The 22941-nt window shown below is 68.7% G+C and carries 30 protein-coding genes; 2 read left to right on the top strand and 28 right to left on the bottom strand.

The features are described 5' to 3' along the window. Positions 1–7 precede the first annotated feature (7 nt). From ACZ3I4_RS17420 to ACZ3I4_RS17465, 10 genes are all read right to left on the bottom strand, one after another. Positions 8–1285 (bottom strand): hypothetical protein, encoded by a 1278-nt coding sequence (locus ACZ3I4_RS17420; protein WP_465382928.1) that lies wholly within the window; start codon positions 1283–1285, stop codon positions 8–10. Then, complete coding sequence (locus tag ACZ3I4_RS17425) at positions 1282–4752, bottom strand: phage tail tape measure protein (protein ID WP_465382929.1); 3471 nt, start codon at positions 4750–4752, stop codon at positions 1282–1284. Before ACZ3I4_RS17425 ends, ACZ3I4_RS17420 begins: the two co-directional genes overlap by 4 nt. Positions 4753–5132: 380 nt before the next feature. Continuing rightward, positions 5133–5696 (bottom strand): hypothetical protein, encoded by a 564-nt coding sequence (locus ACZ3I4_RS17430; RefSeq protein WP_465382930.1) that lies wholly within the window; start codon positions 5694–5696, stop codon positions 5133–5135. After that, positions 5693–5959: a hypothetical protein gene (locus ACZ3I4_RS17435; protein WP_465382931.1), complete on the bottom strand. Its 267-nt coding sequence runs from the start codon at positions 5957–5959 to the stop codon at positions 5693–5695. The genes ACZ3I4_RS17430 and ACZ3I4_RS17435 overlap by 4 nt, the downstream gene beginning before the upstream one ends. A gap of 112 nt (positions 5960–6071) precedes the next feature. Beyond that, positions 6072–6557: a phage tail tube protein gene (locus tag ACZ3I4_RS17440; RefSeq protein ID WP_465382932.1), complete on the bottom strand. Its 486-nt coding sequence runs from the start codon at positions 6555–6557 to the stop codon at positions 6072–6074. Beyond that, positions 6550–6888 carry a hypothetical protein gene (locus tag ACZ3I4_RS17445; protein ID WP_465382933.1) on the bottom strand — a complete coding sequence of 113 codons (339 nt, stop codon included), beginning with the start codon at positions 6886–6888 and terminating at the stop codon, positions 6550–6552. Before ACZ3I4_RS17445 ends, ACZ3I4_RS17440 begins: the two co-directional genes overlap by 8 nt. 9 nt (positions 6889–6897) lie before the next feature. Next, complete coding sequence (locus tag ACZ3I4_RS17450) at positions 6898–7239, bottom strand: hypothetical protein (protein ID WP_465382934.1); 342 nt, start codon at positions 7237–7239, stop codon at positions 6898–6900. A 23-nt stretch (positions 7240–7262) separates the two neighbouring features. Continuing rightward, positions 7263–7718 (bottom strand): hypothetical protein, encoded by a 456-nt coding sequence (locus tag ACZ3I4_RS17455; RefSeq protein ID WP_465382935.1) that lies wholly within the window; start codon positions 7716–7718, stop codon positions 7263–7265. After that, positions 7709–8122, bottom strand: a complete 414-nt coding sequence (locus tag ACZ3I4_RS17460; protein WP_465382936.1) for a hypothetical protein — start codon at positions 8120–8122, stop codon at positions 7709–7711. The genes ACZ3I4_RS17455 and ACZ3I4_RS17460 overlap by 10 nt, the downstream gene beginning before the upstream one ends. Further along, positions 8119–8517, bottom strand: a complete 399-nt coding sequence (locus ACZ3I4_RS17465) for a DUF6093 family protein (protein WP_465382937.1) — start codon at positions 8515–8517, stop codon at positions 8119–8121. Before ACZ3I4_RS17465 ends, ACZ3I4_RS17460 begins: the two co-directional genes overlap by 4 nt. 82 nt (positions 8518–8599) lie before the next feature. Here ACZ3I4_RS17465 and ACZ3I4_RS17470 point away from each other — a divergent pair, with 82 nt between their 5' ends. Then, positions 8600–8821: a hypothetical protein gene (locus tag ACZ3I4_RS17470; RefSeq protein WP_465382938.1), complete on the top strand. Its 222-nt coding sequence runs from the start codon at positions 8600–8602 to the stop codon at positions 8819–8821. A 103-nt stretch (positions 8822–8924) separates the two neighbouring features. Continuing rightward, positions 8925–10331 (top strand): IS1380 family transposase, encoded by a 1407-nt coding sequence (locus ACZ3I4_RS17475; protein WP_465382939.1) that lies wholly within the window; start codon positions 8925–8927, stop codon positions 10329–10331. 245 nt (positions 10332–10576) lie between these two features. On the opposite strand, the gene ACZ3I4_RS17480 is transcribed toward ACZ3I4_RS17475, so the two are convergent. The 18 genes from ACZ3I4_RS17480 to ACZ3I4_RS17565 form a co-directional block, all read right to left on the bottom strand. Next, a complete protein-coding gene (locus ACZ3I4_RS17480; protein WP_465382940.1) occupies positions 10577–10852 on the bottom strand; it encodes a hypothetical protein in 276 nt (91 codons plus the stop codon). Continuing rightward, positions 10849–11442: a hypothetical protein gene (locus ACZ3I4_RS17485; protein WP_465382941.1), complete on the bottom strand. Its 594-nt coding sequence runs from the start codon at positions 11440–11442 to the stop codon at positions 10849–10851. The genes ACZ3I4_RS17480 and ACZ3I4_RS17485 overlap by 4 nt, the downstream gene beginning before the upstream one ends. Positions 11443–11463: 21 nt before the next feature. Continuing rightward, the gene (locus ACZ3I4_RS17490; RefSeq protein WP_465382942.1) at positions 11464–12966 is read right to left on the bottom strand and encodes a hypothetical protein; all 1503 of its coding nucleotides are present in this window, start codon (positions 12964–12966) and stop codon (positions 11464–11466) included. A 9-nt stretch (positions 12967–12975) separates the two neighbouring features. Continuing rightward, positions 12976–13440 (bottom strand): hypothetical protein, encoded by a 465-nt coding sequence (locus ACZ3I4_RS17495; protein ID WP_465382943.1) that lies wholly within the window; start codon positions 13438–13440, stop codon positions 12976–12978. After that, a complete protein-coding gene (locus ACZ3I4_RS17500) occupies positions 13440–13652 on the bottom strand; it encodes a hypothetical protein (RefSeq protein ID WP_465382944.1) in 213 nt (70 codons plus the stop codon). Before ACZ3I4_RS17500 ends, ACZ3I4_RS17495 begins: the two co-directional genes overlap by 1 nt. A 9-nt stretch (positions 13653–13661) precedes the next feature. Then, a complete protein-coding gene (locus ACZ3I4_RS17505) occupies positions 13662–14288 on the bottom strand; it encodes a hypothetical protein (RefSeq protein ID WP_465382945.1) in 627 nt (208 codons plus the stop codon). Between the two features lie 21 nt (positions 14289–14309). Beyond that, the gene (locus ACZ3I4_RS17510; protein WP_465382946.1) at positions 14310–14744 is read right to left on the bottom strand and encodes a hypothetical protein; all 435 of its coding nucleotides are present in this window, start codon (positions 14742–14744) and stop codon (positions 14310–14312) included. A gap of 86 nt (positions 14745–14830) precedes the next feature. Further along, complete coding sequence (locus tag ACZ3I4_RS17515; RefSeq protein ID WP_465382947.1) at positions 14831–15064, bottom strand: hypothetical protein; 234 nt, start codon at positions 15062–15064, stop codon at positions 14831–14833. An 11-nt stretch (positions 15065–15075) separates the two neighbouring features. Further along, a complete protein-coding gene (locus tag ACZ3I4_RS17520; protein WP_465382948.1) occupies positions 15076–16116 on the bottom strand; it encodes a major capsid protein in 1041 nt (346 codons plus the stop codon). A 26-nt stretch (positions 16117–16142) separates the two neighbouring features. Continuing rightward, on the bottom strand, positions 16143–16580 hold the full coding sequence (locus ACZ3I4_RS17525) for a head decoration protein (RefSeq protein ID WP_465382949.1): 438 nt from the start codon (positions 16578–16580) through the stop codon (positions 16143–16145). A gap of 24 nt (positions 16581–16604) precedes the next feature. Continuing rightward, positions 16605–17105 (bottom strand): hypothetical protein, encoded by a 501-nt coding sequence (locus tag ACZ3I4_RS17530; RefSeq protein WP_465382950.1) that lies wholly within the window; start codon positions 17103–17105, stop codon positions 16605–16607. Between the two features lie 88 nt (positions 17106–17193). Further along, positions 17194–17526 (bottom strand): hypothetical protein, encoded by a 333-nt coding sequence (locus tag ACZ3I4_RS17535; RefSeq protein WP_465382951.1) that lies wholly within the window; start codon positions 17524–17526, stop codon positions 17194–17196. An 11-nt stretch (positions 17527–17537) separates the two neighbouring features. After that, complete coding sequence (locus ACZ3I4_RS17540; RefSeq protein ID WP_465382952.1) at positions 17538–18431, bottom strand: VG15 protein; 894 nt, start codon at positions 18429–18431, stop codon at positions 17538–17540. Further along, positions 18415–19839 carry a phage portal protein gene (locus tag ACZ3I4_RS17545; protein ID WP_465382953.1) on the bottom strand — a complete coding sequence of 475 codons (1425 nt, stop codon included), beginning with the start codon at positions 19837–19839 and terminating at the stop codon, positions 18415–18417. Before ACZ3I4_RS17545 ends, ACZ3I4_RS17540 begins: the two co-directional genes overlap by 17 nt. Before the next feature lie 11 nt (positions 19840–19850). Next, on the bottom strand, positions 19851–21434 hold the full coding sequence (locus ACZ3I4_RS17550; RefSeq protein ID WP_465382954.1) for a hypothetical protein: 1584 nt from the start codon (positions 21432–21434) through the stop codon (positions 19851–19853). Positions 21435–21606: 172 nt separating this feature from the next. Then, a complete protein-coding gene (locus ACZ3I4_RS17555; protein ID WP_465382955.1) occupies positions 21607–22017 on the bottom strand; it encodes a hypothetical protein in 411 nt (136 codons plus the stop codon). Positions 22018–22150: 133 nt separating this feature from the next. Next, positions 22151–22393, bottom strand: a complete 243-nt coding sequence (locus ACZ3I4_RS17560) for a hypothetical protein (RefSeq protein WP_465382956.1) — start codon at positions 22391–22393, stop codon at positions 22151–22153. 340 nt (positions 22394–22733) lie between these two features. Next, a complete protein-coding gene (locus ACZ3I4_RS17565; protein WP_465382957.1) occupies positions 22734–22892 on the bottom strand; it encodes a hypothetical protein in 159 nt (52 codons plus the stop codon). Positions 22893–22941: the final 49 nt, after the last annotated feature.

Consider the following 22941-nt stretch of genomic DNA (forward strand, 5'->3'; position numbering starts at 1 on the left):
GCCCTCCTCAGAACGCGATCGGGAATGCGCCGATGCGACCCTTGACCGGGTCGCCGATGGTGAAGTAGGTGAACTGGTCTGCGGCCTGCAGCACCAGGGCACTGGTCCAGGCCGTGCCGTCGGACGAGTGCTCAAAGCCGCGCACCAGGGCGTCCCGCTCGATCGGGTCGCCTCCGCCAGCTGGGCGCCGGACCACCGTGACCCGGTCGCCGAACTCACGACCGAACATGGCCGGCCAGAACGTGTTCTCGACGTGCAACGCGGGCCGCTGGAACTCGAGGCGGTCCACGCGGCGGACGGGGGTTTTGAAGCGATAGAGCAGGGCTTGGGCGTAGTTCAGCGCTTCAAGGTCCGACTGCATGATCAGGTCGCCGCGGTCGTATGACTTGGTCAGGTATTTGGCTTGCGAGGCGCTGTCCGCCACGACCTGCATCGTTCCGCCCGTCCGGGTGATCGAGACTCGGTTGGCGACTGCGTCGTCAAGGCTGGTCAGCCTTACGTCGAGATACGGGATCTCGCCTGTGTCGAGGAAGCCTCCGTCGCCGAATGTCGCCTGCGAGCTCGTCGAGCCCGGGCGGGTGAGCACTGACTGGCGATCCTGGAAAACGGCCCGGCCGAGAGCGTCGATGAACAGATCACCGAGTTCGGTGTCCTGGGTCAGCTGGAGTTCGGCGAGCGCCTGCCCCTCGAGCAACGTGGCCTGCACCGTGGTGGTGCCCGGATCGATGACCCGATCGGCGACCGGCCAGGAGATCGAGTTCAGGACGCGGGTGATGCGGGCGCCGGTCAGTTCCCCGGCGAAGCCACCCACCGTGCCGTCGCGCTTTTCGCTGGCCCACAGCTTGGTGCCGTCAGTGGCCGTGAGGGTGGTGTACGTCCACACGTTGTGCTGGTAGTCGGGCACCCAGTCGTCGGCGAACCCGCTGAACAACGGGTAGGCCACGCCATTGAACTCGGCGACGATCCGCACCCGGCGCATCGGTTCGATCTGGGTGACACCAGCGCTGACGTACGGCCCAGCCAGGTTGTCCGGGTCGAATCGGCGATCGCCGTCGTTGAGGACGACCGACGCGGTGGACGGGCCGTAACGACGGGTGGGTTCGTTGGCCTGGCTCGCGCCGACCTTCACCGACCACGACCGCACGTACTTCGAGATGTCCGTCCAGACCGGGCCGCCGATCGGGTCGACGCCGACACGGCCACGCAGCGGGTCGCCGATGACGAACACGTCGCCGACGTCGGGACCGGCAAGACCGACCTCGACGCGGACGTACGGCAGGGTCACGGCGCGCTCAGCACGGTGTTACCGCGCACGTTGATGCTGCCGCCGGCGGTGAGGTAGGTCTTCAGTTGCTCAGCGATCTGCCGGCCGGCTTCACGCGGATTGGCGCCGGCAGCCAGGGCGACGTTCAGGTTGATGGTCGTGCTGCCCCCAGGACCGTGCACGCCGGGGGTGACGGTCTCCGCGCCGCGCTCGCCGAAGCTGTACGACGAGCCGGAGTGGGCGCCGAAGCCGTAGACGGGCTCTTTGATGACGCCGCCGCCGGCCATGGCGATGTGGTCGTGGGCGTTGCCGCCGGCGAAGTTGTGCTGGTTCCACACCGCGCCGCGGTAGGTGTGCGGGCGGCCGTTGTGGATGTTCAGGTCATTCCAGGGAGTGATGAGTTCCTTGGTCTTGCTCATGAACGTGTCGTGCCAGTACTTCGCGAGCGCGTGCGACGCGGGCCAGTCGACCGCCCGATGCCGGGCGTGGTAGCTGGTGTTGCCGGACAGCGTGGTCGCGCCCGGGCGGAACTTGGAGATGTAGTCCATCCCCGGGAAGCGGGCCCGGACGGTTCGCACGATCCAGTCGTCGGTGGCGCCGCCCGACGGCACCGGCGGTGAGACCAGCGCCAGCGCTTGCTGGCGGGGCATCACGTACGTGTTGGCCACGCTGGTGGTGAATGGCATGGTGACCGCACCACCACGGGCGAATCCGGGCGTCTCGTCACCGACCTCGACCCGCTTGCCGGACTTCACCGCGGTACGCAGCTGCATCATGGCCTGCTGGCCGCCGAGCTTGGCAACCTCGTCGGCCGTCCACACGTGCTCGCCGTTGGACAGCCACGCAGCGATCGAGTCCGACGTGCCCGATCCAGGGCCGACGACCGGACCGCCGGTGGCCATGAAGCGGCCCTTCTCACGGCGGTCCTCGGCGATGTCGTTGGCGCTGGCGTTCGGGTGCGCCAGCTTGTACTGCGCCGACATGACATCGAGGAGCCGGGCCTTGACGCCGTCGTAGCCGCTCAGCTTCAGGTTGGCGACCCAGTTGCCGTCGAAGCCCTTCAGCGCATCCCACGCTTCGTCGACGGCGAGCTTGGCCGCGCGGGCCTTGGGCGTCAGCGTATAGGCGTTGTACTTGCCGTCGAACTGCCGGGCGGACGCGCTGGCCGCGTCGAGGTCCGTCTTCGACTGCTTCGCGCCAGGGGCGGCAGACTTGGCCTCGTATTTGCCGTCGTAAGCGTCGGCCGCCGTCTTGGCGTTTTTGAACTGCTTCTCGAGGTCTTTGATCTGCTTCTCGGACAGACCCGCGGTGCGCAGCGTGCTCTTCAGCGCCGGGGTCATCTTGCCGTTGAAGGACTCGCCGAGCGCTCCGACCGAGCCCTGCAGGGCGATCGCCGCGAGCGCCAGCTCGCGCGTGGCGGCCTTGGCCTCCTTGCTGTTGCGACCATGCTCCTTGACGGCCTTAGCTGCTTTGGTCTGCGCCTCGGCCAAATCGTCCTGAGCGTTGATCAGCCCGAACACAGGCTGGGTCTCCGACTTCATGAACTCGCTGAGCTGCATGAGGGCGTCACGCTGGCCCTGGGTGGCCGCGGTGGCAGCCTCGGTGGCGCTCTTGTACTCCTCCTGCTTGGCGGCAGCATCGTCCACCGCACCGCCAAGTTTTCCTGCAGCAGCGGCAGCCCCCTGACTAGCGGTGCCGGCAGTTTGCAGTGCGGCAGCGTACGACGGCAGCCCCTTCTTGAGCTCGTCGACATTGACGCCGGACTTCTTCGCCTCCTCCGCAAGCTTGCGGAACACATCGGCGGCGGCCGCACTGTTGCCGGCCTGAACCATCTGAGTCAGCGCCTGGTCGATACCCTGCAGTCGCTCCTTGGCGTGCTGCAGGCTCTCGTCCATCACGCTGCCCATGCCGGAAAGAGACTCGGCGACGCCGCCGATGCCGTTGCCGAGGCCGGCCCAGAATCCGGAATCCAGAGTGCCCAGGTCGTAGCCAAGGTGCTCAAAGTCCTTGCCGAGCAACCGGGCTGCTTCGCCTCCCTTGGTGCCGGACACCGCCCACTGCTCAAGGTTCTGGCTGAGTGCCTCGATCTGTGGATTCAGATTGTTGCCGAACGCAGCCTGGACACCGGCTGCAGCGACCTGGCTGGCGACGAATGCTGCAGCGGCCCGACCGGCCCACTTCGTGGTGGTCTGCAGGCCGCGGGAAGCGCGCTCACCGGCAGGACCGATGGACTCCAGCTCCGCCCGGAACTCTGCCGTAGCGCGGCGCGACTTCACCCAGCCGGCGGCAGCCAGCGCAGCCACGCCTCCGATGCCGGCCATAGCCGTCAAGGAGGAACTGATGCCTGAGGGCAGCGCTCCAAACCGGTCGACGACGCCCTCAATCACCTGGACCAGCGCGCGCAGGCCACCGTTGGACGCCGTCCCGGCCTCAATGGCCAGGGTCTCGATCGAGCCCTTGAGTCGTTCGATGTCGCCGGCCAGGTTGTCGGTCAGCGCGGCCGCGGTTTCCTGCGCGTACCCGGCGTCGTTGACCTTGTCAATCCATTGCTGGATGCCCGCCGAGCCCTGCTCGTACATGATCGACGCGGCACGGGTGGCGTCCGCGCCGAAGATCTGCGCCATCGCTGCGGCCCGGGCTTCGGGGGTGAGGTCCTTCAGTGCTGCCTGCAGCTGGCCGGCGAACTTGGTGAGGCCGATGAACTGACCAGACGAGTCGTACAGCGAGATGCCGAGCTCGTCCATCAGGTCTTTGCTCTTGTCGCTCGGAGCCTGCAGCATCAAGAGCATCTGCTTGAAACTGGTGCCCGCGTCGGAGCCCATCAGACCCGCGCTCGCGAAAGCTGCGAGCCCGCCGGTGGTCTCCTCGATCGTCAGCCCGGTCTGGGCCGCGATCAGGCCCGCCTGGTTGAGGGCCTGACCCATGTCGTGGACGCTGCCCTGGGCTTTGCCGGCGGCGGCCGCAAGTAGATCAGCAACGTGCGGGATGTCGTTGCCCTTGAGCTTGAACTGGGTCATCGCGCTGGCCGCGGTCTCGGCAGCCTCGGCTACGTCGAGCTGACCTGCCGCAGCCAAGCTCAAGGCGCCGTTGAGGCCGCCGTTGAGTACGTCGGCGGTGGAGACGCCCGCCTTGGAAAGCTCGGTGATGGCGTCTGCGGCACCGGTGGCCGAATACTGGGTGTCCTTGCCGGCCTGCAGCGCAGCCTCGCGAAGCTGGTTGATCTCGCCGGTGCCGGCATGGGTAGCTGCCTTAACAGCGGACATGGACTTCTCGAAGTCCATGCTGGCCTTGACCGCGTAGCCGGCCATCCCGACCAAACCGACGCCGACGCCGGCAAGCCCGTTGGCGACGCTGTCAAGCTGCCCACCTTTGGCGGCTTTGTCCAGCTCACCGCCCAGATCCCGGACGCTCTTGACCGCTGCGCCGCCGACGTTGCGGGTGAAGTTCCCTACGTCGGCGAGCAGCCGAACGGAGACGGTGCGAGGCACGGTTCACCCCTTCCGCACGATGATGGTTCCCCAGATACGGGCGCCGTTGTCGGCCTTGCCGCCGTCGGCCTCGGCCGCGGCGCGTTGCTCCTCCGCCAGCGCGGCCCGGGCGCGGCAGGTGGTGCGGGTGACTTCGAACTCAGGCCCGGTCTCCCAGTTGCTGGTGGTGTCAGTGCGCAGGTGGCCGCATCCGCACGGGCACAGGGAGTCCTCGTACTCGAGCAGCGCGAGCAGCTCGGTGCGGTCCTGGTCGGTCCAGTCGCTGTCGCGGGTCGTGACCGAGCTGACGAGCAGGCCGTGGTGGTAAGTGTGCTCGGTGGTCTCGACGATCGGCCGACCCTCGAACCGTGACGGGGAGGTGCCGGCGCGAAGGGCGGCGGCTATTCGCCGCCGGAGTCCCGGCTCGCCAGCGAGGCGGCGTGCGAGAAAGGGACGCTGACCTCACCTCGGTTGAGGAACCAGGCGGCGTCTTCGAGGTCGCCGAACTGGCGGTCGGTGAGCACGCCGTCGTCGCCGGTCTCCTCGGAGCCGAGTAGCCAGGCCCAGTCCTCGTCGTCCAGCTCCGGGTCGACGACGCTGGCGCGGATGAGGGCGGGGAAGAACGAATCGCGGTTCAGGCCGAGCGCGGCGTCCTCACGGATCGGGTCGCCGTTGTCGTCGGTACGGGGCTGGTGGGCGGCGACCAGCGCGCGGAACTTGTGCCGAGGCATGGCCTGCAGCCGCCAGGTCTCGGTGTGCTCGAGCATCTGAGCTTCGAGCTCGCGGACCCGGTCGATCAGTTCACCCTTGCCGTCTCCCTCGAAGGAGGTGCTGCCCTCCTTGTTGAGCCGCCGCAGCTCCCGGTCTACGGCCTCCCAGTCGGCAACTAGGTCGGCCTTGAGACAGATCTGGATGGAGCGCTCGGCGCGCTTGGCGTCCTGGCGGTTGTCCTTGTACTTGCTCACGCCTCGACCGCCTCGTACGTCACGGCGAAGATGTCGGGCTTGCACGGGTAAAACTCGCCCTGTACGCCGCGGATGATCCAGTCGCCGTGCTGGGCGGTCATCGTGCCTTCGAGGGTGTCGATCGCGATTACCGACGGGTCGGCACCACGTATCAGTTGAGCTTGAGCGCCGTGGCTGGCAATCCAGCCGACGAGGTGGTGTCCGTTGCCATCTGCCCACTGCCGGGCTTCGATTTCGACGGGCTTCTTGCGGAACTTCGGCATTGCTCTCCTACCCGAACGTCCCGAACTGAGCGCCCGGCCACCGGTTCGGGACGGCGGCCGGGCACGAAAAAGCCGCCCTTACCTGGGGCGGCGAAACGCGAATTGCTGCAGGTCAGACGACGGCGACGTCGTAGCGCGGTTCGGCGGTGATTTTCACCGGGACGTCGTAGCGCTCCGGCATGTTGTCGTCCTGGTCGAGCTTGGCCTTCTGGCTGAACTGGACCGGGAAGATGTCGACGATGTCGGTGGCCACGTGCGCGGACGTGGCGGTCTTCGAGTTGCGCCGGACCGCGTAGGCAGTGCCGTCCTTGGGGGTCGCGATGAACGCCGGATCCGAACCGAGCGGGGTCTGCCGTTTGAACCGGAATCGCGGGTTGTTCAGCGAGATCATGCCGTTGACGGCGGTCTGGAACGTCGATTCCTTGGACGACGTCGGCGCGTCCGCGGTCTCGGCGACGAAACCGGTGGCCCCGTCCTTGGTCATGTACTGCGAGACGCGCACGCCCGCGTTGAGTTCGGCCGCTGTCGGGGCGCCGATGTTGGAGATGGAGGTGACGATGTCCCACCGCTCCTTGCCGTCGCCGATCACATCAGGCATCGCTGGTCTCCTTCTTCACGTCGCCGCCGGCGGCGATGGTCTTGCTGGGCTTGGTCTCCGCCGGCGTGGCGGAGGGCTCGGGGCCGAACGGGTGCGCGCCATCCGGCGGCGGGCCGGCCACCCACTGGCGGCGCGACCACAGGACTTCCAGGGCCGAGGCGGGGACCAGGCCCGGCTCGGCAACGTCCTCGTGCCAGATGAACACCTGGGCGTCGCCAGTGGGGTCGCTGTCGGCAACCTTCCAGCCCTGGCGCAGGTAGTCGTCGCGGACGGCAGCGCCGGTGACCAGGGCGTGCTGGCCGCCCTCGTGGGTGATCCAGTACTGGTTCATGTGCGCGCCTCAGCCTGGGATTAGCCGGTAGGTGACCGTGGTGGTCGTGGACAGAGTGAGCAACGCGTATCCGGTGAGCGGGTCGATGTTGGCGGGCAGGACCCGGAACCAGCGGTCCTGCGCGTTGGCGATCGACTGGGCTGGTTCGGTGGCGCTGTTGCCGACACCGGTGGGAGTGGGGTCCTCGACGGTGACGGTCATCGACCCGCCAGAACCGTTAAGGATCTGAACGAGCGCACCGTTGGTGCCGATGCTGCCCGGTGCGATCTGGATGGGTGCGGTGCCGACAGACGCGGCGGCCACGTTGACCGCCGTGTTGTTCGGCACCGCGGTTGCGGCGAGCACCGTCATACGGCGCGCTCCTCTCGGTTTGATCAGCCCGGAAGGCTGAGGAACTCCCAGACGTCGACCAGGTCGGAAACCATGACGCCAGTCGTCTCATCGCGCTGTACGGGCTGACCATCCACGGGCTTGATCGGCCCGCACACGCGACCGGTGATGACCGGGGTGACGCCGAGCAGTGCAGCTCGGACCCGGCCGCCGACCGCGAGCGCGGCGTGCTGGTTGCCGCCGACGCTGTGGCAGGTGGCGGTGGTGTAGAGCGCGCTGGCGGCGGCTTCCTCGAGGCTGACCTTGTCGGGTTCGTCGCCGGCGCGAGGCGTGCGGAAGCCGATGTAGATGACCACGTAGGGAGGCGTCACCGAGGTCTTGCCGCTGACCGGATCGCGAGGGACGCCGCCCAGGAGCACGACGAGCGCGGGGGTTACGTCGTCGGCGTCGAGCAGGGCGGTGAAGGCGGAGGCATGCTGCTGCAGAAGGTTCAGCGCCACGATTCGCCCAGCATGGTGACCGGCAAATTCTCGAGGGCGCGCTCGAAGCGAGGCTGCTCGGCGCGCAGGGCCGGCGCACCACCGGGGATCGGAGCGTTGTTCACCGAGCCGTACTCGAACAGATTGCCCAGAGCACCCTGCCGCTTGTCCTTGTCCGGGCCGACTTCCCCACCGGCTCGATCGCCCATCCGGTAGCTGTCGTAGGTGATCGCGTACGGCAGGCGCGGTGCATGCGGGAAACCGGTCCAACGCTTACGCCAGTCGGCTTTGATGTTCAGCAAGCCCTTTTGGACTACCTTGCGCGCTTCCTCTGGCGCGACCTTGGCTGCGTGTTTCAACTCAGCTGCAACGATCTCCAGCCCATTGGCACCGTCGATACCGGTGACAGTGAAACTGCCCATCATCCGGTCCTCTCCTCGCATTGCACACGCCGGGCGGTGGCGTCGGTTTTATGCGCCAGGTCGCGGATCAGGAACACACGGCCGACCAGGTCAGCGTCAACAGATGCGGTGATAGTGATCTCGTCGCGCACCTGCAGGCCGACCACGGTCATCGGCAGTTGCACCTGGACATCAAGTAACAGCACGTCGTCCTCGCCGACGTCACGCCGGTTCGCGGAAGCCTGGTGTTGCTGAACTCGACATTTGCCTGAATACGGATCAGGACTGAGGTAGGTCTTAGCTGTCTCGCCGGAGAAGTCATCGGTGGTCTCGCCGGTGACCCGTCGGATGACGCAGGTGTCACGCATACCTAGCTCGGCAGCGACACGGCCACGGGCGAGGACCTCAGCGCGGTCCATCTGAGGTTGCTCCTTCGACGGATGGCAGGTCCGCCGTACAGCGGACAGTGAACTGCTGACGGCCAGCCATAAAGTGATGTTCATGACTTCCGAGGCCGACCGGCGAATGGTCGACGAATTTATTGCAGGGCGCGCCGTGCCAGAAATCGCTGCGCGCTACAACGTCCCCGAGGACTACGTTGATCGGATCATCGAGGAGACCAGCCTTAACAAGCCGGCAAAGCGCTACAACTGGGGGCTCAGCAACTGGGGCAATCGCCTTGTTTATTCCGTGCTTGCAGGCCTAGCCTCGCGCCTTCAGTGAGACTGGCGGGTGGTGGGGCCCTGGAACGCGAAAGTGCCTTCTGATCTGGGAAGATCTGGGATGTCTAAGGCCCTGATCGTCCCGCACGGAAGGCACTCTCAAGGTGCAGAGTACCGGCACGCGTCCGAAGGTTGTCGTCCGTGGTGGGGCTCGGGGTGTGGTCGGTCATGCCGGCGCCCGGCTGCTTACCGATCTTGCTGATAAGACGGGTTTGAGTAGGGGTTTCGTCCAGGCGTTGGGGCTGGATCGGCAGCGTCGGCCGACGCATGAGCCCGGCCGTGTCGCCGTCGATCTCGCGGTGTTGCTCGCTGACGGCGGTGAAGCCATCGCTGATCTGGCGGTGCTGCGGCAGCAGCCACGGTTGTTCGGCCCGGTGGCCTCGGATCCCACCGCGTGGCGAGTCCTCGACACGATCGACGAACCGGCGCTGGCCCGCATACGGGCGGCTCGCGCCGCGGCCCGGGACCTTGCCTGGGCGCAACTGAGCGAGACCCACCGCTGTCTGCCGGGCTCGACCGTGCTCGGCCGCAGGCTGCCGGGGTTCGTGCTGGACATCGACGCGACGATCGTGCTGTCGCATTCGGAGAAGCAAGCGGCGGCGCCGACCTGGAAACACACGTTCGGCTATCACCCGCTGCTCTGCTTCCTCGACGCCACCGGTGAAGCCCTGGCCGGGATGCTGCGCCCCGGCAACGCCGGCAGTAACACCGCCGCCGACCACATCACCGTCCTGGGCCAGGCCCTGCAACAGATCCCGGACGCCTATCGCTACGGCACCCCGATCCTTGTCCGGTCCGATTCGGCGGGCAGCAGCTACGAGTTCCTCGCACACATCCGCAGCCTGCGACAGACCGGTCTGGTGACCGAGTTCTCCGTCGGGGTCGCGATCACCACACCGATCCGGGCCGCGATCACCACCGCGCAGGATTGGGTGCCGGCGCTCGACGGTGATGGCAGCCTGCGCGACGGCGCGGAACTGGTCGAACTCACCGACCATGTCGACCCGGCCGTGCTGGCCTCGTTCCCGGCCGGCACGAGGCTGATCTCCCGCCGGGAACGCCCGCACCCCGGCGCGCAACTGACGCTGTTCGACCAGGTCAACGGGATGCGCCATCAGGTCTTCGCCACCGACACACCCCACGGCGGCGGCTCGATTCAGTTCCTCGAAGTCCGGCACCGCTGCCACGCCCGGGTCGAGGACCGCATCCGCACCGGCAAGACCACCGGCTTCGGCCGGTTCCCGTCGCGGCATTTCGCCATCAACGCCGCCTGGCTAGAACTCGCCCTGACCGGCATCGACCTGCTCTGCTGGACCCAGCACCTGCTCCTCGACGGATCACTGGCCGCTGCCGAGCCGAAGAAACTGCGTTACCGGCTGCTGCACGTCGCCGCGAAACTCACCCGCACCGCCCGCACCACCACGATGCGCATCGCCGCGGACTGGCCCTGGACCGACGATCTCATCCGAGCCTTCGAACGCCTCGCTGAACTACCCGAACCCGTTACCTGACAACAGAATCCGCCGCCTACCCACGACCAGGACCCACGGAGCAACCCGGCCTACGGCCGGGCGACACAGCATGCCCGGCCACCAATCCCTCATCCAGCAACGACCGAAACGATCAACCGCCGCCTAATGAAAGACGGAGGCTAGCCATCAACGTGGCGACCGGCAGCCCGTTGGGCTGGGTCGTTGCCATCGTCCTGTTCGTGCTGACAACCGCCATCGTCACCGCCAACCGACGCTAGTGCTGATCAGCCGCCGAGCCGGTCAGCCAGCGCGATCAGCTCGGGCCGCGCCAGCTTCGGGTCGGTGACGTACTCCGTGCCGTCGAAATGCTCTGTCTCCGCGGTGACCATCTCCCGGCTCGCGCCGAGCGCCACCACGTAGTCGACCCACTTCTCCGTACTGGCCCCGTCGGCCGGCCGGGCCGGGATCGGCTCCGGCTGCGGGCCGTAGTCCGGACTGTCACCAGCTGGGTTGATCTCGGCCGCGACGTCGTCGCCGAGGCCGCTGTCGTTGGTGCTCATGCGCCCAGCGCCTTCCAGTTCCAGGTCAGGGCCAGCGAGTCCGAGGCGCCCTTGTTGACCGTAGAAATGACAGCCCGGCTGTAGGTGTTCGCCGCCGAGCTGGTCGCGTTGGTGGACTGGTCGTTGACGATGGCCACCTCGGTGATCGCGGAGTTCGTCGCGACGCCGGCCGCCCAGGTGGTGCGGTAGACAGCGTTGACGCCGAGACCGGCGCCGAGGTTCGCGGTCTGCGGGTATGAGGCGTCGAACGCCACGTTCGACCCGGACAGGTAGGTGACCAGCGCACCCCCGGCGCCGGACTTCGCGGCTGCGGTGGAGCCGGTGCCGAGCTTCATGCCGTTCGCCGCCGTCGGCGCGGACGGGCTCGCCGGGGCGATCGCCGCGATCACCTTGCCCGCGATGTAGAGGTCGCCGGCGTCGGTGATCAGGTTGTGGAACGGGACGAGCTGCTTCAGCCGGCCGTCGCCGTCGGTCAGCTCGGCAATGCCATAGCCGACCATGCCCACGCCGTCGGGCACGAGAGCGCGGGCGTCCGCCAGCGCGGAGTGCAGGGCGTCGACCCGTTCGTCTGCCGGTGCGATCAGGTGCATGGGTCTAGCCCTCCATGTGGGTCACTGGTCTGGAACGAGCTGATGCCTCGGCGTCACACCGAGAGCGAACCGGGCCGTGGTGCCCGAACCGGGCCTGGAGGTCGTGGCGCCCGCAGGTCGCGTCGTCGCGCCGGCGCTGGGCCGGGTCGTGGCACCCGAGGTGGGTCGCAGCGTCAGCTGCACGACGCGGATCGCCGACGTCAGGCCGGCCGAGTCGCTGACCACGCGGGTCAGGACGTTGCCGGTCGTCGTGGCGACCGAGAGGGAGTCGGCCAGAGTCAGCGGGTCGGTCACGACGACCGTCCGGGTGACGGCCACGGCGACCGCATCGGTAACGCCGAGTGCATCGGCCGCCGAACGGGCCGCCGCGACAGCCAGCGCGGTCACGTCGGTCAGGCCGAGCCAGTCCGCGACGGTCCGGGTCGAGAAGACGCTGATGGCTTCGGTCAGGCCGGCCGTGTCGTCGACCTGCCGCGCGCCGGCGGCCGCGAGCTGGACCAAGGTCGAGTCGCTGAGCCCAGCCGGGTCCGCCACGGTGGCGGCCCGGGCCTGCGCGACCACTTCGGTCAGGCCTGCGGAGTCGGTGGCCGTGGCCGTCCGGTCGGCGGCGACGGTGTCGCTGAGCCCGGCCGGGTCGTCGATAGTTCGGGCTGAGGCGCTCGCGAGTTGCGCCGTCACGGTGTCGGCCAGGCCGGCCCCGTCCGGCACCGTGACGGCCGTAGCGAGCGCGAGCAGATCGGTCAGCCCGGCCTGGTCAGTGACCGTGGCCGCGCGGGCCAGGGCCGTCGCGTCGACCAGGCCCGCGCTGTCGTCCACGGTCCGGCTGGACGCACCAGCCAGCTGCGGCGAGACCGCGTCGACCAGGTCGGCGCCGTCGTCTACGGTGCGCGCGCTAGCCTGCTGCGCCGCAGTCGAGTCGGAGAGACCGGCGGAGTCAGTGACCGTACGGGCGAAGGCGGAGATCGTTGACGTGCTGTCGGTGAGCCCGGCGCCGTCGTCAACGGTGCGTGTGAAGCCACTGGCGAGCTGGACCGCCACCGCGTCAGTGGTGCCCGTGTCATCGGCGATCGGCCGGGTGAACGCGGCGACCGTGGTCGCCGAATCGGCCAGGCCGCTCGGATCGGTCTGCGCTCGAGCGAGCGCGGAGGATGCGGTGACCTGGTCGGTCAGCCCCGAGCCGTCGGACACCGCGCCGGCGTAGGTAGCCGCAGACGAGGTCGCATCGGACAGGCCGGTCGCGTCGTCGACTGCGCGTGTGTGCGCGGCGGCCAGCATGGTGGCAACGGCGTCGGAGAGGCCGGCGCCATCGTCGGCCGCACGGAAAAGCACGACGGCGGGAAGCACCGCATCGGTCAGCCCGGCGCTGTCTGTGGCCGCCTGGGCGTACGCCGACGAAGTGGCCGCGGTGTCCATCAGGCCGGCGCCGTCATCGACGGTCTGGGTGAAGGCAGTGCCCGCGGCCGTGGTGAGCGGTGCCCGGGTGATGCGTGGTCGGGAGGGGAAGCTGCGGCCGATCAACGGCACGTCGGCCTCCTAGCGCTCGTCGAACCAGACGTAGGAGCGAACGCCCGGAGTGGTCGACGCCGGCGTGACCGCGCGCAGCCCGATCCGCTGGCCGGCGGCCGCGGAGATCGGCTCCCGGCCCATCGGGTACTGCAGGTCCAGGAGACCGCCGAACGGCTGGATCTCCCAGTCGGCGAGGATCTCGACCGCGGTCGGCTCGACTGTCAGGTTGATCAAGCCGGTGGTCGTGGCCGTTGCCGCGTCACCGACCCGGTTGACCTTCGAGATCGTGGCCGTCGTCCCGGCCGGACTGCCCAGCGTGGTGATCCGGTACAGCTCGATCGCCACCGTGTCGGACGACGCCGTGGCCTTGAAACTCACCGCGAGCTGGGCGAGGACGAAGAAGTCAACCGCCGGATTGAGTAGCCACAGGGTCTTGGTCGCCGACGCTGACAGCGTGATCGCCCCGGCCGTACGGGTGCCGTAGACCGCCATCAGCCCACCGGCCCGAAGAAGCGAGCCGGGTCGGCGGCGACCTCGGCTTCGAGGGACTCGATCGCCGTGGTGGCCTCAGCGCGGGTCAGGCCCTCGTACTCGGTCTCGACGGCCATGTCCGGGTAGCCGGGGATCTGCTCGACCCGGGCTGTCCAGCGCTGCGCCTCGTCGTCGCCGAGCTCCGCGTTGCGGGGTGCCAGAACGTAGGGCACGGGGGCTCCTTACCAGTTGGAGGCGCGGCTGACGGCCTGCCGGATCACGGCCGGGCGGCGGGGTGCGGCGGCCACGGTCGGGGCCACGTTGACGTTGTCGATCTCGGCGAAGTTCGTGGTGCCGTTGTCGCGGTGCGACTCCAGCTTCAGATAGCCGACCGTCGTCGAGGTCCAGGCCGGCGCCGCGAGAGTGCGCCGCGTCGTCCAGGTCAGCCCGTCCGGCGCGGTGTCGAACAGCACGTTGCCGCCGGACAGGCGCAGGCGCCACCAGGCGTGCGCCGTCGCGTCATAGGTGGCCGTCGTGTCGTTCACCGTGCCGCTGACCGTCGACCGGAAGAAGATCGTGCCGGGCCGGGTGTCAACCCAGATGGCGGCCGAGTTGGTCGAGCTGGACTCGAACCACATGCCGCTGTAGACGTTCCCGCTCGCGGCACCGTTGCTGGCGGCCGGGTAGGCGCGTAAGAACACCGAGTCGAGGCTGTAGGACGAAGCCGAGACGTAGGCGTTGAAGCTGGTGTCGCAGGCCATCCGCGCCCGGCCGCCGGTCTCAGACACGGTGCCGTAGTTCTGCGACCACTTGGTGACGTTGATCGCGTTGTCGTTGAAGTCGTCCGTCAGCGTGCTGATCGCCGGCACATGCAGTCCTTGCGGCTCGGATCAGGTGGTGTACGTGTACGGGTGCCGCCGCCGGAATGCGACCCATGGCGGGACGTCCGGCTGGCCCTGCGGCCGGATGGTGAATGCGCCACCCAGGCGGCCGAGCAAGACGTCGATGCGGGCCTTCTCGTCCTCGGTGAGCGCCACCCCGCCGAACGTCTCCGAGGCGTAGGTCTCCGACTCCTGGTAGTCGTCGATTGCGTGGCTACGGGTGCGCACCCCGGACGGGTTGAGCGCGTACCGCTTGGCCATCTCGAGAGCGATGCCCTTGAACGCGGCCCGGTCAGCGTCGGTCAACGCGTCATAGATGGCCGGCCCCGCGTAGATGCGGATCTCCCCGGTGGCCAGCTCTCGGGCGAGGGTGGCGGTAGCCGTGTCGAACTCGGCGACCTGCAGGTAGGTCACGAACTCGGGCAGGGTGAACAGATCAGCCACAGCGCACTCCTGCCGTCGATGTGGATCCGCCCGCGCCGATCAGATCTCCCGCGGGAGGCTCCTCCCCGACCGGCGCGGGCGGCGTTCTACTGGATGTCGCCGGCCCTCGGCTGGCTGCGACGGGACCGGACGGGCTCGGCCGACTTGGTGTCGTCCTCGCCGGATCCTTCCCAGACGTCCGGGTTGGTGATCGCGGCCTCGACCCAGGCGTTTTCGGGCTTGCCCAGGTCGTCGTCGGGGCCGAAGACGCCGGAGTTGGTGGTCTCGCCCTTGTCGTTACGTTCGACGGCGTGGACGTAGGTGTTGAGCTTCTTGGCCATGGCAGGGCTCCTTACGCGACGTCGGCGACCATGAGCAGGCGAGCGTTCTGCAGGACCGGCATGCCGACCGCGTCCACGAAGGTGAACTCGCGGTAGGGCGGGCCGACCTTCTCGACGACGCCGACGATGCCGGGGGCCTCCTGGAAGGAGAAGTCCACGGCTGAGGAGTTGACGAGCTCGAGCGCGGTGGCCGAGACGCCCCAGGCGGTGTAGCCGAGGTCGGCGATGTTCGGCGGGACGAAGATGACCCGGTCGTCCGGGATGACCCGGGTCGAGGAGCCGTCGACGTCGACGACGGTGTCGTAGACCTTGATGATCGGCGGCAGGCCGAACGCGGCCAGGGCGTTGTCCAGCGCCGGGCGGGTGACCAGGCTGGGCGTGCCGGACATGCTGGCCGCCAGGGTCCGGATCTCGGCGTTCTGCAGCATCAGGTTGAGGATGCGCCGGGAGATGACCATGCCGCCCGGGGCGAACCCGTTGGTGGCGACGTAGGTGTCGCTCCAGGTGGTCACGTTGGCGATGATCGTGGCCGCACCGGTGTTGGTCCACAGCGTGCCGGGGGCGACGATGTGGCCGCCCGGGACACCGAAATCAGCCTCCAGGACCAAGCCGCCCTCGCCGGCGAGGGTGAACTTGCCGTCGGTGAGCACGTCGCCGCGGGCCTGCTCCATGCGGGCCTGGACCTCGCGGGTCAGGTTGGTGGCGTCGTCGTAAATGGCGTTGACGACCTCGGCCGGGTCGCCGCCGCCCGCACGGGCGAACTCCAGCTGCAGCCGTTCGAGCTCGCCCATGCTCAGCGAGGTCGAGAGCGGGGGGAGCTTGACCTGCTTGGTGACGCCGGCGTCACGCTCGGAGACGTGCAGGCGGGCGTCGTAGGCCCGGAACCGGGCGGTCCGGTTGGTGCGGGTGACCTCGGACAGGTCGATCGTGTTGCGGGTGAAGAACCGGTCCGGCAGCAGGTCGGCGAGCGAGAACTCCGCCGGTGTCGGAACGTTGCGCATGAAGACGGTCTGCGCGTCGGGGGTGACCGGACCGTCGAAGACGATTGCCATGCTTCTGCCTCCTCAGCAGGTCCGGGTCAGGGGGTGACCGTGGTGAAGTGGATGAGCTTCAGGTCGGTGCGGCCGTTCGCGTCGATGAACCCGCCGCCGGTCGCACCGTTGGCGATGGGCAGCTTGTTCTCGTTGACGAAGCCGTGCACGAGCATCGCGCCGGCGACGTCGATCGTCAGGACCGAGGTGTTGGGGACCTTGACCGACGCGAACAGCAGGCCTGCGGCGGTGCCGGTGCCGTCGACGGCGGCGTCCACGTACGGCGCGTACAGGCCCGTCGCGGTGATGCGGCCGAGGACGATGCCGGACAGCAGGTAGCCGTTCGGGTAGTGCGTCGCCGCGGTGAACGCGGAGACATCGAGGGTGATGGTCGGCGTCGTACCGGGCTCGGTGCCGTGCGGGCTCAGCAGCCACGCACGCTTCTCGACCTGGTAGTTGACCGTCGCCACCGAGATGTCGGTCATGAGGGTCCCTTCGGATTGATCTCGTTACGTGACGGTCGACTTCGTGCCGAACCGCTTCTGTGCCTCCGCCAGCGCTGCCTCGCGCCCGGAGGCGGGCTTGGATCCGCGGCTGCCCTGGGACGGGTCCATCCGCGGCCGGCGCGGCTTGTCCGGCTCGGCCGGCTTGGCGGGAAAGTCCTCGAGGATCTCGTCGGCCTTCGCCTCGAGCTCCTCACGGCTGGCGCCAGACAGGTACTTCGCCTGAGACGGGGTCAGCCCCCTCTCAGCCGCGACCTCGAGCCGGGCTGCCCGCAGGTCCGCGGCGGCCGCACGCTTCTCGGCCTCGGCCCGCTGCTCGGTGAGCTTCTCCAGCTCACTCTTGTCGCGGTCCTCGTACTCCTTGAGCTTCAGCCGCAGCTGCTCGGCTTCCTTGTTCGCTTTGTTCAGCGCCCGCTTGACCTCGGGCGGCACGTCGGTGCGCTGCTCGGGCTGGGCGGTGGTGGTTTCCTCGTCGGCCCTCTCGGCCGTCGCGGTGTCTTCAGCCATCGCGGCTGCTCCTTGCTGATCGCCCACCCTCACGGCGGGGACGTCGAAGTGGTGCTGTGACCCGGCCCGGCCGCCGGGTCACAGCGGGTCAGAGCCGCTCGGTGGTCTCGTCGTCCGGCGCGGGCTGGGTGACGACCGGGTCGTCGGAGCCGTCGGCGTCGCCGACCTCGGTGTCGAGGGCGGCCAGCTTGGCGTTCAGGCCGTCCAGGGCCTCCTGGGCCTGCGGGCTGAGCTGGTCGTCGTTGATGACGGCCAGGGCGGCGCGCACGTCGGAGGCGAAGTCGTCGAAACGGCCGGACAGGGCGGTGAGCTGCTCAGTGGCGGTGGCCATGAGTTCCTCCAGGTGATGGATGCGGTGGAAGATCCGGTGCAGTGCGGTGGGGATGCCGTCGGTGCCGACGAGGCGTCGGAGCCAGCGCATGGCCTCTCCCCTCATCTCAGGTAGCCGAAGCGGCGGAGCAGACGGATCGCGTCGTCGCGGTTCTTGGCGTCGCGCAGGATCTGCTCGGGCATCAGCCGCGGACGCTTGCCTGCGGCCTCGGTGGTGAACAGCCGTCCGTCGGCGGTGTACATGCCGCGGCGGGCGTTGACGACCTTGGCAATGTCGGCACCGTTGCGGATCGCCTCGGCGCCGGCTGCAGTGAATGCCCGGTCTTGCTCGTCACGGCTGAGCGACTGGAAGTAGGCCTTCGGGTCGGTGCGTTGATCGCCGACGGTGTTCTCGCGGCCAGGGATACCGATGCAGTCGCATTTCGGGTGCCGGTTGAAACCGGCGTCGTAGCGATACCAGCGGCCGGCCAGGACCACGCACCGGGAGCAGGACTTGCCGGCCAGCATGCGCACGAACCCGGTCGCCTGCCGCCGGGTGGTTGTTGCCACCAGGTCGGCGGCGCGGCCGGCGTCGGCCACCTGCGTCCGGACGATCATGTCCAGGACGTAGCTTCCGGAGGCCAGCGCCTGCTCGGTGGAGGTGCCGCTGCGGATCAGGGTCAGGACGGTGTCGGCCGGCCGGTACAGCAGCCCGTCCAGGGTGCGGCCGTCCGAGGCCACCCCGGACAGTGCCCGCGGGACCGTACTCGCGGCGGCGGCCGGGTCAAGGCCCTGGGCGTCGAGAACGTCGTCGAGGTAGCGGTCTGCCTCGCCGGCCACGACGCGTTGGGCGCCGGTCAGCGTCACCAGCAGCGGCACCATCCGGGCGATCCAGGTCGCTGCGATCCGTGACGGGTCGACCCGGCGCCAGGCGCGCTGCGCCTCGTCGGCCAGCGTCTCAACCATGCCGAGCCGATCGCGGGCGTGCGCCGTCGCGATCTCAGAAAGCCCCGGCACCGGCCGGATCGGTCTCGTCGGCAGCCGGCGGCGGAGCGTCGACCTGCGGTGGTGGTTCCAGGCGAGCGGCGATCTGGGCGACCGGGCTGCGAGCCGCCTCAGCGTCGCGCATCTCCTTGAGCTTGCGGCGGCGCACCGCCGAATAGCCCAGGTCCTCCCAAGCAGCCTCGATCGGCAGGATGCCGCCCTGCACCAGCTTCAGCACCGCGTCGGCGGCCTGGGCCCGGGTCGGGGTGGCCGGATCGCGCCACAGCGTTTCCAGTTGGCCGAGGTCCGGGTCCCATTCGCCGTCGATGATCCGCCGGGCCAGACGCATCACCCGCTCCCACGCACCCTCAGCCGAGCGTTCGAACCGCTCGCACGTCTTGATGATCCGAGCCTCGTCGGCGCGGATGCCTTCCGCCGACGGCGGGTTGGTGGCCAGCTGGCCCAGGTAGCGCATCGGCAGGCCGGTCACCCCGGAGACGAGGCTGGCGTAGTGGTTGACGATGCCCGAGAAGTTCGCCAGGTCGGCCGCGGAGAAGCTGCCGACCTTGGCGTCGCCGTTCTTCAGCGCCCAGATCGCCCCGAAGTAGGACTCCCACGTCGTCAGCAGGTTTCCGCTGCTGTCGACGAAATCGCCCTTGCTGGCGCCGACGACCCAGCGCTGCGGGATCGCCATGATTTCCGTCGCGAGCTGGGCGTTGGTCAACGCCCGGGCGGCCGCGTCGGTCAGGCCGATAACCCGGTCGATCTGGCTCCGGCCTCCGCGGCGGTCCAGCCGGGGCCGGTTCACCAACGGAACCACCGGCACCGAACCCAGGTCGTGCTCGTCGCGCTCGACGTCGATCCAGCGGCCGGCCCGGCGTTCCAGCCAGATCGTCACGTCGGGCAGATACAGGGTGGCGCGCAGGTCAGTGCCGTCGCGGTACAGCTTGGCGGCCGCGGCCACCTCGCGGGTGCGCGGGGACAGCTCGACGGCCACCTCGTCCGAGGACTCCACCGTGATCAGTGGGGTGGCCGGGTCGCGGTCGGTGTCGAGGTCGCCGGTGTCCGGGCTGTCCACGTCGCCGGCGCCGACGATGACGTACGCCTGGCCGCGGACCAGCGCGTCGAGGTGGGCGAGCTGGGATTCCTGGTCCAGATCATTGGCCTGCCAGATCCGCCACAGGTCCTGATCGGCCTCGGTCATGTCCGGTAGCCGGAAACCCTCGAGGTCGATGCGCTCCTCGATCGCGTCCACGTAGGTGCCCGGCCACGCCACGATCGTCAGGAAGCGGCGCAGCTCCGGCGGAACCGCCAGGCCCAGTTGCTCGAGGCGCTGCTCGCCGTCGTAGTAGGCGTCGTGGACCCGGTTGTGGCGGATCCGGCGCGGCAGGGTCGACGTGAGCCGGCCGAGGAGCGCGTTCTCGTCGTCGGAGAGGGCCACAGGTCACTCCCTCATCGGAACACGATCACGCTGGTGTCTTCGGGCTCGCCGGACCAACCGGCGGCCAGGGCGTCCGCGCGGGCCTCATAGGCCAGAGCGGCACCGACCACACTGTCGATCTTCCGGTTCGATTGGTCGTGCTCCTTGCGGACCAGGCGGTGGCCGCCCTTGCGCCGCACGTACGCGTTGCCGAAGTGCTCGATCACCACCGGGTCACCCGAGTGCCAAGCGACCCCGGTCATCAGGTCCGTGCGCAGCCGGTCCAGAGCCGCGGCCATCTGCACGTCGCGGCGGGTCTCCCACGACAGGACCCGTTCCTCACCGAGCTCCTCGGCGAGGGTGTCGACGTCGGACCGCCACTCGTGCGGGTCAGCGTAGAGCCGGGACACCTCGTAGCGGCTGAAGGCCTCGCGGATGGCGGCCAGCACATCCGACCGGGGAACCTCCCACCACGACCCCTCCGGCCCGGACGGCTTCGCCCAGATCCCCACCGGGAACAGGAACCCGTCCGACATGCGACAGCCGATCAGCACGGTCGCGTCATCGCGCAGCGAACCGTCGAAGCCCAGCGCGATCGCGGTGCCCGGCTCGACCACCTCGGCCCGGGCCTGCCGCTCGACCACGTCGAGGGCAATCCAAGCGTCCTTGGTGCTCAGCGGCCGGTTCAGGTAATAGCGGGCAGCCTCGGCGTCATCGGCACAGATCCGCGGGTCACGCATGTTGCGATAGATCCGGTCGAGGTCGAGCCAGCCGGCCGCCTCGCCGTACACCTGCCGCAACTGCGCCTTGGTGTGCGCCTCGTCGTCCAGGTCGATACGGCCCTTGGCCTCGCGGTGGTCCATCAGCACCGACGAGCTGAGCTCGCCCTTGCGCCACGCGGTCAGGGTGTCCTCGAAGACGGACTGCTCGCCGGGCCGGTAGGCGGTGCTGGTCTGCATCAGCCAGGGCTGGTCGCGCTTGCCGAGGTTGCGGCTGACCGTGCCGTACATGCTTTTGAGCTCGCGCAGCACGTACAAGTGGGTCTCGTCGGCGCAGACCCAGGTCTCCTTGCCGCCGTCCTTGCTGGCCGAGCCGGACGTGCACGCGCGGATCTCACCGCCGTGCGGCAGATAGAGCGCGGTGGCCGACTGGTAGTTGCGGGCGCCGGTGATGTGCCCGTAGATCTCCGGGTGGTTGTCCTTGCCCCACTCGCCGCAGATGAAGGCGATGTTCTCGAAGGTGTTGCCGGCCTGTGACTCCTCGGTGGCCAGGCACTTCAGCAGCGGCGTCTTGACCGAGCGCCCGATCGGCTGGCCGTCGGCGTTCCAGCCGTCGAAACGTACCGGCCCCAACGCCTCGGCGACACCGATGAAACCGGCCAGCTCACTCTTCGCGCGGCCCTTCGGCCGGGACAGCACCGCCTCGTCGTAGACGCGGCGGCCGGTGGTCGGGTCGATCCGATAGGCCTCGACCAGGAAGGACAACCACTCGGCGTCCAGGTCGATCGGGTCGCCGGCGATGTCGCCCGGGCCGTGGCAGCAGTAGGTGGCGATCCAGTCCGCGACCTCGAACCCGAGCGACGCAGGCTGACCGTCCCAGAGGGGCTTGAACGGCATCGCTCACCTCGAAGAACCGATCGACTATCCTGGTAAAACCCCTGGGGCGCGCAAGCGAGTCTGTGTCTGGCCTAGGAAACGGGCAGGCGACGCGAACGCCGGGCAAGTGGAGACGGAGCGGGACGCCGCGTCCTAGTTCTCGACGAGGTCGACGGGAGCCGACCCCAGGGCGTTAACCGCCGGCGGCCTGGCGGAACTTATCCAGCGCGGTCACCTTGGTGGCCGTCTTGGTCCCGGTCGCGTACGAGCCGCGGCCGCCGCCGCGTTGCTGCGGGCGCTTGCCCGTCTGCTCGTCCGGGAGCCGGATCGCGGCGAGCAGCTGCTTCATCTGGTTCGCTGTCGAGTTCGCCTGCGACAGCGCCGCGTCGATCTTCAAGCTCAGGTCACCGTCGCGGTCCTCGGCGATGACCGCCCAGTTGTTGATGTCGCCACGCAGCAACTGGTCGAGCTGATCCAGGCGGTCCTTCGCGCGGCACGCCTCGAGCAGCTGGACCTCCTGAACGGCATCCAGCTTGTACGCGTCGGTGACGGCCTTCCACAGATTCCGTCCGCCGGTCGCGAGGCCCCTCGGAGTGGTGGTCACGTTGGGTCACCTCAGATCTTAATGAAAACCGGTTTCAGGTGTCTGGACCGCGAGCCACCTCCCCGGCGGTCCTCTGACCTGGGAGCCTTGGGGGTGGGTGCCACCCCTCTTGGTCACTCAGCGCGAGTTTGGATTAGGCCTCGCCGCGTCGGTATTGGTCGTGCATACGGATACGACCGGCCTCGACGATGCCGAGTGCCTGCGGCCATGGCATGGAACCGCCGGGGTAGATGATGCGGACACCCGAGGTCTCGTCATCTCCGTCGTGGTCGACGACGGCAGCGATGACGACCCATCCCGTGACCACTCCCGTCTCACCATCAGCCTTGGCGTGAGCGGTGATGGCCTCGTCGATCGCGTTCTCGGTGGCGCTCACTGTCCTCGCCTCCATCCTCGGTTGCACGGTCGACATTCGAGCTGGTCAGCGACAGCATCAGGGTTGGTGCGGAGGTCCACGCTGTGCCCTGCGTCCAGCACGGCGGGATCCCACTGCGGCGAGTTGCACTTGGGGCATGGCGTGCCAGGTACCCAGGTGCGCAACAGCTTGGCTCGGGCCTGCTCGTGCTGCTTGCCGTAGCCACGGGCCTGGCGTCGACCACGCCTGGCATCGGCGACCCGGGCACAGTCGGCACAGCGGCCGACAGCCACGATGGCAGGGCAGCTACCGGGGTGGGCAGGGCAACCTGTGCACGCGCAGACCTTGGCGGCCCTGCGCCTCACCAGCCAATACCGATGCCGAACTCGGCGAGTACGGCGAGGGTGATGGCGGCGAGCACGATGGCGGCGATGGACCCGATGGCGGTGCCGATGATGGCGTCGGCGATGTGCTCGCGGACGGTGGCCCGGATGCGGCGGCTGCGGTAGGTGGCGGCCATCGGACACCCCCGGACAGCAAGAAGCCCGGGAGCTGAACGCTCTACCGGG

It is taken from the genome of Actinoplanes sp. NPDC021490 (assembly GCF_055562135.1).